The organism is Pseudoflavonifractor sp. BSD2780061688st1 E11, assembly GCF_005844125.1.
Lineage (GTDB): Bacteria > Bacillota > Clostridia > Lachnospirales > Lachnospiraceae > Sellimonas > Sellimonas catena.
Genome location: NZ_SPHM01000020.1, coordinates 57,126 through 68,086, shown reverse-complemented (window position 1 = coordinate 68,086; position 10,961 = coordinate 57,126). Strand labels below are relative to the sequence as shown.

The 10,961-nt window shown below is 45.3% G+C and carries 7 protein-coding genes; 5 read left to right on the top strand and 2 right to left on the bottom strand.

Translation table 11 applies throughout. From position 1 onward, the window contains the following. The first annotated feature begins 242 nt into the window (after positions 1–242). From FGQ85_RS10455 to FGQ85_RS10440, 4 genes are all read left to right on the top strand, one after another. Positions 243–1,121, top strand: a complete 879-nt coding sequence (locus FGQ85_RS10455) for a DUF3737 family protein (RefSeq protein ID WP_087253289.1) — start codon at positions 243–245, stop codon at positions 1,119–1,121. A 26-nt stretch (positions 1,122–1,147) separates the two neighbouring features. Beyond that, positions 1,148–2,314 (top strand): MalY/PatB family protein, encoded by a 1,167-nt coding sequence (locus FGQ85_RS10450; protein ID WP_138373414.1) that lies wholly within the window; start codon positions 1,148–1,150, stop codon positions 2,312–2,314. 134 nt (positions 2,315–2,448) lie between these two features. Continuing rightward, on the top strand, positions 2,449–6,519 hold the full coding sequence (locus FGQ85_RS10445; protein ID WP_138373413.1) for a TIM-barrel domain-containing protein: 4,071 nt from the start codon (positions 2,449–2,451) through the stop codon (positions 6,517–6,519). A 281-nt stretch (positions 6,520–6,800) separates the two neighbouring features. Further along, a complete protein-coding gene (locus tag FGQ85_RS10440; RefSeq protein WP_138373412.1) occupies positions 6,801–7,751 on the top strand; it encodes an Rpn family recombination-promoting nuclease/putative transposase in 951 nt (316 codons plus the stop codon). Between the two features lie 70 nt (positions 7,752–7,821). Here the strand turns inward: FGQ85_RS10440 and FGQ85_RS10435 are convergent, their stop codons facing one another. After that, positions 7,822–8,895, bottom strand: a complete 1,074-nt coding sequence (locus FGQ85_RS10435) for a Xaa-Pro peptidase family protein (protein ID WP_087253296.1) — start codon at positions 8,893–8,895, stop codon at positions 7,822–7,824. Positions 8,896–9,101: 206 nt separating this feature from the next. Between FGQ85_RS10435 and FGQ85_RS10430 the strand changes: the two genes are divergently transcribed. After that, positions 9,102–9,740, top strand: coding sequence for a hypothetical protein (locus tag FGQ85_RS10430; RefSeq protein WP_087167011.1), 639 nt, complete (start codon positions 9,102–9,104; stop codon positions 9,738–9,740). A gap of 125 nt (positions 9,741–9,865) precedes the next feature. On the opposite strand, the gene FGQ85_RS10425 is transcribed toward FGQ85_RS10430, so the two are convergent. Beyond that, positions 9,866–10,771 carry a phosphoribosylaminoimidazolesuccinocarboxamide synthase gene (locus FGQ85_RS10425; RefSeq protein WP_118636174.1) on the bottom strand — a complete coding sequence of 302 codons (906 nt, stop codon included), beginning with the start codon at positions 10,769–10,771 and terminating at the stop codon, positions 9,866–9,868. Positions 10,772–10,961 lie beyond the last annotated feature (190 nt).

Below are 10,961 nucleotides of genomic sequence, written 5' to 3'. Positions count from 1 at the left end.
ATTATGCAGTTACAACTTCATAAAGTTTTCAATGTGCAGTTACAACTTCAATGTTGCAGTAAGGATTTCAATTAACCCGGAACACGTCCCCGAAAAATATCCATAACTTTCAGCTATGAAAAGGCATAGTACATAAGTATTTGCTATTTTGTTTTGGCCGTTCTATAGTTAGTTTAGTAAGGAGACTGGGTATTATCCAGGAGCAGGTATTTATAAAGAAGATCGTGAGGAGGTTTTGGAACATGGCAGAAAGAGAATTAGTAAAGCAGGCGTATCTGACAGGGGAAAGGCCGTTGTTTCATGCGGAGCATACGGATGTTTATGATACAATTTTTACAGATGGGGAGTCGCCGTTAAAGGAGAGTAGTGATATCAGGCTTTATGGCAGCATGTTTAAATGGAAGTATCCGCTTTGGTACTGTAATCATATCTATGCGGAGGACTGTACATGGTTTGAGATGGCGAGAGCGGGTGTATGGTATACAAATGATATCACGGTGAAAAATGCGGTCATTGAGGCGCCGAAGAATTTCCGGCGCTGTCAGGGGGTGCATCTGGAATATGTGACATTCCCGAATGCGGCTGAGACTTTCTGGAACTGCAGTGATGTGACAATGGAACATGTTACGGCAAAGGGTGATTATTTTGCCATGAACAGTGAAAATATGAAGCTGTCCGATTTCCAGCTGATAGGGAATTATTCTTTTGACGGTGTGAAAAACATGGAAATCCGAAATGCCAAGATGCTTTCGAAAGATGCGTTCTGGAACAGTGAGAATGTGACAGTTTATGATTCTTTTATTTCGGGAGAGTATCTGGGATGGAATGCGAAAAATCTGACATTGATTAACTGTACGATCGAGAGTCTTCAGGGAATGTGTTACATCGACAATCTTGTAATGAAGAACTGTCGTCTGCTGAATACAACGCTGGCATTTGAGTATTCAACCGTGAATGCTGAAATCACAGGAAAGGTAGACAGCATTTTGAACCCGTCCGGTGGTACGATCTGTGCGGATGAGATCGGAGAACTGATTATCGAAAAAGACAGGATTGACCCGGAGAAGACCAGGATCTGCTGCAAGTCGGTTGAAGAAAAGCTGGATCGATTTTGTGCATAATCGGGCAGGACAGGAGGAAACAGGGTATGAATTATGATTTTGATAAGCCGGTTAACCGGCGTGGAACTCTGTCTGTAAAATGGGACGTTGCCGGGAATGAGCTTCCGATGTGGGTGGCGGATATGGATTTTGAAACGGCGCCGGAGATCCGGGATGCAATTCAGAAAAGAGCAGGCCACGGTGCTTTTGGATACACTTTGATCCCGGATGAGTGGTATGAGTCAATTCAGAACTGGTGGGAGACGCGCCATCAGTTCCGGATAGAAAAAGACTGGCTGATTTTCTGTACCGGCGTGGTGCCGGCCATTTCCAGTGCGGTTCGGAAACTTACGACTCCGGCGGAGAAAGTCGTGCTTCTGACACCGGTTTACAACATTTTTTTCAATTCGGTTGTAAATAATGGAAGATATGTTGTAGAGTGTCCGCTTTCCTATGATGGAGAATGTTACGATGTGGATTTCGAAGCGCTGGAAGAAGTGCTTTCTGATCCCCAGACGACTATGTTGATTTTCTGTAATCCGCACAATCCGGTGGGGAAAATCTGGACGAGAGAGACGATGGAGCGGATTGGAGAGCTGTGCTGGAAATACCATGTGGTGGTTATTTCGGATGAAATTCATTGTGAACTGACGGATCCTGGAAAATCCTATATCCCGTTTGCATCGGTATCGAAAAAGTGCAGGAATAACAGTATTACCTGTATTGCGCCTACCAAGACATTTAATCTGGCGGGGCTACAGACAGCGGCTGTGATGGTGCCGGATGAAACTTTGCGTCATAAGATCTGGCGGGCCTTGAATACGGATGAAGCGGCGGAGCCGAATGTCTTTGCCATGACGGGGGCAATCGCGGCTTACCAGAAAGGTGGCCCGTGGCTGGATGCACTGAGAGACTATCTATATGAAAATAAACAGGCTGCGGGGGAATTTATCAAAAAAGAGATCCCGAAGATTCATCTGGTTCCTTCCGAAGCTACGTATCTTCTCTGGATTGACTGCCGGGAAATTACAGAGGATTCGGAAAAACTGGCTGCGTTTCTGAGGAAAGAGACCGGGCTGTATTTGTCGTCCGGAATCCAGTACGGCAAAACAGGAGAGGGATTTCTTCGAATGAATATTGCATGCCCGAGGGCGGTTCTAAAAGACGGACTTCAGAGATTGAAGGGTGGAATCACTTTATATATTTATACATAAGTACAATCTTTTTGTAATATTGGACAGAAAAAGCGCTCAGTGATAGCGCTTTTTTGTCTGTTCTGGTAGAATGAATTTACAAAATTTTAAGGCATCATGCATAACCATTCTGGTTGTGTCAAAGGAGGATTGTAATGAGTGAGGAAAAGAACGCATTTTGCGGGACATTAAGTGAGGCATCCGTCATTCAGAAGGATGCGGACAGAAGCAATATCGTATATCTGTCATTTCAGGAAGGAATCAAGGGGAAGATTATATTTCTGGAAGAATCGATTTTCCGCTACGATGTAAGTACAGATGGAGCATTTCCGGAATATGCTGCTCCAAGAGATGAGGCCCATACGGCAAAGATTCAGCAGTACCCGGATGAGGCGGACGCCTACACAAAGCCAGAGGCTGAGATTCTGGAAGACACGTCATCTGTCACAGTACAGTGCGGCAGAACAAGGATTGTGTTCGATAAAGCGAAAGCGCTGATGACGGTCTATGCAGGAGAGCGAAAGGTAATGGAGGAGGCGAAGTCTCTGGAATTTACTTCAGAAGAAACGGTTCAGACACTTCTGCGCGGGGAAAATGAGCATTTCTACGGCGGCGGAACACAGAACGGCCGGTTTGTGCATACAGGCCGGAAGATTCAGATTGTCAATGAAAGTGCATGGATGGACGGAGGTGTGGCATCTCCGAATCCATTTTATTATACGACAGGCGGATATGGTGTGCTGAGAAATACGTTCTCAGACGGACTCTATGATTTCGGTGAGTCAGATGCGGATGTGGTTACGGCTGCCCACAAAGAGCACCATTTCAGTGCGTATTATTTTGTGACCGAAAATGAAGGAGGCCGTCAGATCGTTATGGATCTGCTTCGGGCTTACTATCATGTAACCGGAAATCCGCTGCTGCTTCCGGAGTATGGATTCTATGAAGGCCACCTGAACTGCTACAACAGAGATGCCTGGTCAGAGGAAGCGGGAGATAAGGAATGGAATGTCAAGGGAACCGAGTCTCACCTTAACGAAGGAATCACCCATTATGAAAGTGGAATGGCAACCGGCTACCGGCTTTCCGAGGGACAGCATTCCGAGTCATTAAACGGAGAAACCCCGACAGTGGCTACAGAGAACTATCCGGAAAATGTTGATACTCCGTATGAATATTCGGCAAGGGCTGTTCTGGATAAATATCTTCTGTATGACATGCCGCTTGGATATTTCCTGCCAAACGATGGATATGGCGGAGGTTACGGCCAGAACGGCTACTATGTACAGGGAGGCGTTCTGGAAGATGGAAGCAGTTCCGAAGAGCGTATCGCTGCAGTGGACGCCAATGTAGAAAATCTGGCACGCTTTACAGAGTACGCAAACAAAAGAGGTGTGGCATCCGGACTGTGGACAGAGAGCAATTTAAGCCCGGATTCAGACGAGAAGACATACTGGCATCTGCTCCGTGATTTCCGTAAGGAAGTAACCAGGGGCGGCGCTACTACGCTGAAAACGGACGTGGCATGGGTCGGACCGGGATATTCCTTCCAGTTAAATGGAGTCAAGACAGCGTACGACATTGTCACAACATCAGAGAACTTCCGCCCGAACATCATTTCTCTGGACGGCTGGGCAGGCTCTCAGAGATTTAACAGTGTATGGAGTGGTGACCAGACCGGAGGAAACTGGGAATATATCCGTTTCCACATCCCGACCTACATTGGAAGTTCCTTAAGCGGAAACCCGAATATCGGAAGTGATATGGACGGAATTTTCGGCGGGAAACCGCTGATTGCGGCAAGAGATTACCAGTGGAAATCCTTTACACCGCAGATGCTCAACATGGACGGATGGGGAAGCTATATGAAAGCACCGTTTACTTTCGGTGATCCGTATACCGGAATCAACCGGATGTATATGAAGATGAAATCCATGTTGATGCCGTATATTTATACCTGCGCGGTGTCCGCATCCAATCTGGAAACCGGAAATGAGGATACAGGCCTTCCGATGGTGAGAGCGATGTTCCTGGAATATCCGGATGATGAGTATGCATACAGCCGTTCCATGCAGTATCAGTTTATGCTCGGCTCCAGTATTCTGGTGGCGCCGGTTTACCAGAACGTGGCAGGAGACGAGATGGGAAATGATGTAAGAAATCATATTTATCTGCCGGATCCGGAGCAGATCTGGGTAGATTATCTGACCGGAGAACTGTATCAGGGCGGGCAGGTTTTAAATAACTTTGATGTTCCGCTCTGGAAGCTGCCTGTCTTTGTAAAACAGGGAGCGATTCTGCCGATGTACGAAGCAAACAATACGCCGGATGCAGTGAAAAAGGAACATAGAATCGTTGAAGTATGGCCGGCAGGTGAAACGACATATACCGTATACGAGGATGACGGAAAATATATTTCCAATGAGACAGAAGAAGACGAAGCATACGGAACGATCGACCATGTTTCCTACGGGGATCATGTTTCTACCCGGTACACATCTAAAGTAGAGGGAGACAAGGCAGTTCTGACGGCAGAACGGTCCGAAGGAACTTATGAAGGATATGAACCAAACCGTAGTACAACATGGATTGTCCATCTGACACAAAAACCGGATGCGGTGCTTGTAAAGAACGGAGCAGAGACTCTGAAAGCAAGAGAAGCCAGAGATTTACAGACACTGGAAAACCAGATGCCGGATGCGGGCGAGGCACTTTATTACTATGAAGAAGCTCCAAAACTTCGTACTTTTGCATCCGCAGATGAGAAAGAGCTTGCAAAGATGACAGATGAAGTTCGGACGGCACCGAAGCTTTACATCCGGCTTCCTAAAGTGGATGTGACAGCAGTAGAACAGTCCGTGGAAATCCAGGGATTTGTCTGTGAGATGGAAGTAGGAAAAGAGCAGGAAAATCCAGCGCTTTCCGTACCGGAGCTTACGATTGCAGAAGAGGAGAAAACAGCCTCCTCCATGTGGCTCCGCTGGACAAAGACAGATGGTGCTTCCAGTTACGAAATGCTGGTAGACGGACAGCTTTATACGATGGGAGACGCAGATTCTTATCTGCACGATGATCTGGATTATCATTCCGAACACAGTTACCAGATTCGTTCCAGAAATGCAGAGGGCTATTCTGCATGGAGCGGCGAGGTTCGGACAATGACGCTGTCTGATCCGTGGAGAAATGAAATCGGAGCAGCAGGTAAAGTAACGTTTGACGGAAGCGATGAAGCCGGTCCGCTGAAATATGCTACAGATCACAGTTTCCGTGGTCTCTTCTTCTCGGCAGACGATGTGGCAGGACAGAAGATCCCGTTCATCTACGATTTTGGTGCGGCATACGAGCTGGACAAATTTGAATACTATCCGCGTGACAGCTATGGAAGCGGTACGGTACAGCGGATGAACGTCTACTCCAGTATGGATGGAGTCCACTGGAAACTGGAGTGGAACGGAGACGAACATGATGCATGGACGTACAATACGGATCTGGATGTAGAGGAAAATGTACAGACCGTACCGCTTGCCGGTGTCCTTGCACGTTTCCTGAAACTGGAAGTGACAGAGTCTTTAAGAAATTACTTTGCGGCGCACGAACTTCCTGTTTATAGAAAAGACGGCACGAAACCATTTGCTGTGGGAAGTACAAACAAGAATGAAGAAGTCTCCGAAGGAGATTACACAAACATGAAGAACTATCTCGGTACCTCAATCAAGGACGGCTCCAACTTCGTGGATCAGATTCAGAAGAGAGGCGGAGATATCAACATGAACGGTGTTTATGATGTATACGATTATGCATACACCATGTTCCAGCTGGACGGAGGCACCAGACAGACCGGAACTGCATCCGGAAAGATTCTCCTTGTACCGGAAAAAGAAACGGTTAAAGCAGGAGAAACCTTTACAATCACCGTAATGGCAGAAGAGGCGGAAAACATCAATGCCTTCGGAAAGGTGCTTGACTATGACCCGGCAAAACTGGAATTTGTATCTGTCAGCCGGGAAGACGCAGTTGCTTCGATGGAAGATCTGACAGTCAATAAAGTTTACGGTGATGGAACCGCTTATGTAAACCTCGCATTTGCAAACCGGGGTGACAAACCGCTTTATAACGGAAGCGGCCGGCTTTCAGTCATCACCATGAAAGCACTGGCTGATGTACAGCCGAAGACCGATCTGAATCTGGATGACGTCCTTGCCATCGGACCGGATTTGATCAAATAAAAAGTAAGAAAATTTAATTTGGGACACAGGGAGCACCAGACTGCCGCCGGAAACGGCAAAAGGTGCTCCCTTTTCTGCAATTAAGGACGTATCGGAAGAGGACTTGCATCTTTAGTGTTTCTGTGGTATGTTAATGATTACCATTTACCTGGTCTGAAAAGTGTCGGTAACGGATTTCATTTCGGGAAAGCAAATCAAACATGTTCATCCACATCTAATGGGAAGAACGTCATCAACACTACACATCAATTCGCAATTCTACATTCAGGAGGAAACAGCCTATGAGTCAACAAGAAAATCAAAATAAGCCGGTAAATAAAAAATATAAAGATACATTGTTTCGGATGATTTTTCGGGAAAAAGAAAATCTTCTCGAACTGTACAATGCTTTGAATCACACAGACTACACGGATCCGGAAAAAATTGAAATCACAACACTGGAAGACGTAATCTATGTAGGGATGAAAAATGACGTTTCTTTTCTTCTATTCTGTACCATGAATCTGTATGAGCATCAAAGTACACCCAACCCCAATATGCCGCTTCGGGGATTTATCTACCTGGCAAGAATTTATCAGAACTATATCAAACAGACAGACGCGAACATTTATGGGAAAACCCTGATTCCTTTACCGGTTCCGAAATATGTGGTATTCTATAATGGAAATCAGGCGGAAGCAGATTACCAGGAATTATGTCTTTCAGATGCATTTCTTCCAACGGAATCTTCAGAAGAAAAACCCGCGGTTGAATGCAGGGCAGTGATGCTGAATATCAATCTCGGGCATAACAAGGAACTGATGGAAAAATGTCGTGCATTATGGGAGTATGCTTACTTTGTCAATGAAGTAAAGGAAAATCTGAAAAACGGGGCGCCTATTGAAAGTGCAGTGGCAGAAGCGAGAAAAGCATGCATTGACAAAGATATTTTGAAAGAATTCCTGGAAAAGAACAGTTCGGAGGTGGAGGACGTGATCTTAGAGGAATTCGACCGTGAATGGTATGAGAAAAAAGTCCGGGAAGAAAGCCAGAGAATAGGGCTGGAGGAAGGAAGAAAACAAGGATTAAAAGAGGGAAGAAAAGAAGGGATCCAAGAAGGGATAAAAGAAGGCGAACAGAGAGTTCTGCAGCTTTGTCAGAAACTTCTGGAAGATGGAAGAGATGAGGAGCTGAGCCGGATTGCCGAGGATGAGAAGCTGCGGGAAGAGCTGTATCGGGAATATGGATTATAATAGTGCAAAAAGAAAGCCGCTGCCTTTTCAGGAACATGTCCTGCAAGGCAGCGGCATTTGTATCAAAAGACTAGCCTACGATACGATATTTCTTTTCTACAGAGTTGAGAAGTTCATGTCCATCTTCTGTTACAAGAACAAGGTCTTCGATACGAACTCCGTATTTTCCTTCGATGTAGATACCCGGCTCGATGGAGAAGATCATGCCTGGTTCAGCAACGTTTTTGTTGATCGGGCTGACATCACCATATTCGTGGTCTTCCTGTCCGATGAAGTGTCCAAGACGGATCTTCCAGTATTCGCTGTATCCTTTTTCATCGATGTAATCTCTTGCCTGAGCGTCGATATCGCAGAAACGAACGCCTGGTTTGATTACAGATTCTGCTCTTAAAACAGCTTCACGTACGATGTCGTGGATTTCTGTCTGTTCCGGATCAGCGGATTTGCAGTAGAATGTTCTTGTCATATCAGAGCAGTATCCCTGCCATACACATCCCATGTCGATCAGGACACATTCGCCTGCTTTCAGAGTACGTGTATCGCTTGGCTCATGATGCTGGTCAGCAGCATTTGGTCCAAAGCATACGATTGTATCAAAGCTGTTTCCGCTTGCTCCTGCTTTGAGGTATTCGGAATCGATGAAGTCAGCGATCTGTTTCTCTGTCATGCCTTCTTTGATGTAATCAGCAACCTTTTCCATAACAGCATCGTTGATTTCGGATGCTTTCTTCATGATTGCGATTTCTTCTTCGTTCTTTACTGCGCGGACGCCGTCTACACAGTCAGATCCCCATACTGTTTTCAGCTGAGGAAGTTTTTCCTGCAGCGGGATGAGGAAACGTGCCGGCCATGTTTTGTCAATACCGAGCGGTTTTTCCGGATCAATATTTTCTGCAATAATGGAGATCTGGTCTTCCATATCTGAGAACCAAACTTCTTCAAATCCTGTATCCTTTACGAAGTAAAGGTAGTTCAGAAGCATGGTGTGCTTTCCGCTTGTTCTGAGAATCAGAGCGTATAATCTTTCGCCCGGATTAACCATGATTCCTGTCAGGAAACGGATGCTCAGCGGATCGGATACGATCAGCTGTGTCAGGCCTTTCTCTTCCATTTTGCTTAATACTCTTGAAATTCTGTCATTCATTGGTAATATGCTCCTTTCGTATTGCTAACATACTCTGGGAATATTATAGCACAGATAGGGAAGAACTCAACTGTTTTTTGTGCATATTGTTTATACTGTAGTATGAAAAATTATGATGGTAAAAATTAAAAAATCTTAAGGAAAGCTTCCTTGTTTCTCCGGAGCGGTTTCGATATACTGACACCACAAACGGAAGGAGGGATTCAATGAAAAAGAAAAAGCTGGAGCTGCCCGTTCTTTGGATGGAACAGACGGAGGGAACGGACGAATGGTATGTAGGAATGCATTATGGAGGTGGTCCTTATGAGATCTATGAGGCAGAAGATATGATCAGTATGGGCCTTGGTTTTTCCGGAAATCAGATTTATTTCATTCACTATCCGGATGGAGAAGTTTATGCCCCTTTGAAAAAGAAAGAAAATGTCTATTATGAAAGGCCGGTATGGGATGAAGACAGGTTTGGAATTGCGGCAGTAGATTTTGGAAAAAGAGAAGTGATCATTTACTCCTTTATGCCTGGAAAAGAAGTACAAATCCTTCATAAGATTCCGCTTACAGATATCCATGACTGTTATAATCTTAGAATAGAAGCCTCCCCGTTGACACTTAGCCGACAGAAAGATCAGGTCTATGAGATTCTTTGGCCGGAGAAAAAAAGATTTGCAGTTAAAGAAAACGACAGTATGATTTATCGGGACGGAAATACGCTGTATTTTTCCAGGTGGGCGGAGACACCGGAATATCTGGAGTATGTTGTAGCTGTAAATGTTGAAACGGGAGAAGAAATCAGCGTGGAGAAAGGAAATTTATACCGGATGCCGGATGGAAGTTTCTGGCTTGTTTAAAAGTGCGCTTTCAGAAAATGATATAACAGACAATGCCTCCACCCCGGATGGAACTGTGGGTCCATGACCCGGCAGCGCCGAACGGGTGGAGGCATTTTATCAGTTTATAAAGAAGTTTGAAAAGATTACAGTGTCTTTCCTGTCAGCATTTCATATCCCTGCAGATAGATGTCGATGGTTTTCTGTACGACATCTTCCGGCAGTGTCCAGTTATTGTCCGGATTTGCTTTCAGCCAGTCGCGTGCGAACTGCTTGTCAAAGGACGGCTGTCCATGTCCCGGCTCATAACCGTCAGCAGGCCAGAAACGGGAGCTGTCCGGTGTGAGCATCTCATCACCGATCACAATGTTTCCGTCCTCATCCAGACCAAATTCAAATTTGGTGTCTGCAATAATGATGCCGCGGGTCAAAGCGTAATCTGCGCACTTTTTATAAAGAGCGATGGTATAGTCACGAAGTTTTGCAGCGTACTCTTCACCTTTTCCAGGGAAATATTTTTCCAGGTGGGCAATGCTCTGCTCATAGGAAATGTTTTCGTCGTGTTCACCGATCTCTGCTTTTGTGGATGGTGTGTAGATTGGTTCCGGCAGTTTGTCAGATTCTACCAGCCCTTCTGGAAGCTTGATGCCGCATACTGTGCCGTCTTTCTGATAGCTTGCCCAGCCGCTTCCTGTAATATAGCCACGGACGATACACTCGATCGGGAGCATGTTCAGTTTCTTGCACATCATGCTGTTGCCGTCAAACTGCGGCTGCTGGAAAAATTCCGGCATATCTTTTACATCTGTGGAAATCATGTGGTTTGGAAGGATATCTTTTGTCATATCAAACCAGAATTTGGACATCTGAGTCAGTACAGTGCCCTTCTTTGTGATCGTATTATTCAGGATCACATCAAAGCAGCTGATACGGTCAGTAGCGACCATGATCAGGCTGTCACCGTTATCATAGATTTCACGTACTTTTCCTTCTTTAATCGGTTTCATTTTACATACCTCGCTTCTTAAGATCTCATTATGTTTTACTTCCATATAATAGGATAAGCAGAAATGCGGCAAATTGCAATCTTTTTCTGTTCTTTTTATACAGTCGTTTTTATTGGACACCATGAGGGCTAAGATAAAATCAGAAAAAGAAAAGGCGAAGGGAGTGAAACATATGAAAGGATATGTTACGGACAAAGGGTATATGGGACTGGTCGAAGGGCGCTACATTCTCTTC

Excerpts from the sequence above, each read along its gene's own strand:
- FGQ85_RS10445 (WP_138373413.1), top strand. The coding sequence starts at position 2,449 with ATGAGTGAGGAAAAGAACGCATTTTGCGGGACATTAAGTGAGGCATCC.
- FGQ85_RS10430 (WP_087167011.1), top strand. The coding sequence starts at position 9,102 with ATGAAAAAGAAAAAGCTGGAGCTGCCCGTTCTTTGGATGGAACAGACG.
- FGQ85_RS10455 (WP_087253289.1), top strand. The coding sequence starts at position 243 with ATGGCAGAAAGAGAATTAGTAAAGCAGGCGTATCTGACAGGGGAAAGG.
- FGQ85_RS10435 (WP_087253296.1), bottom strand. The coding sequence starts at position 8,895 with ATGAATGACAGAATTTCAAGAGTATTAAGCAAAATGGAAGAGAAAGGC.
- FGQ85_RS10440 (WP_138373412.1), top strand. The coding sequence starts at position 6,801 with ATGAGTCAACAAGAAAATCAAAATAAGCCGGTAAATAAAAAATATAAA.
- FGQ85_RS10450 (WP_138373414.1), top strand. The coding sequence starts at position 1,148 with ATGAATTATGATTTTGATAAGCCGGTTAACCGGCGTGGAACTCTGTCT.
- FGQ85_RS10425 (WP_118636174.1), bottom strand. The coding sequence starts at position 10,771 with ATGGAAGTAAAACATAATGAGATCTTAAGAAGCGAGGTATGTAAAATG.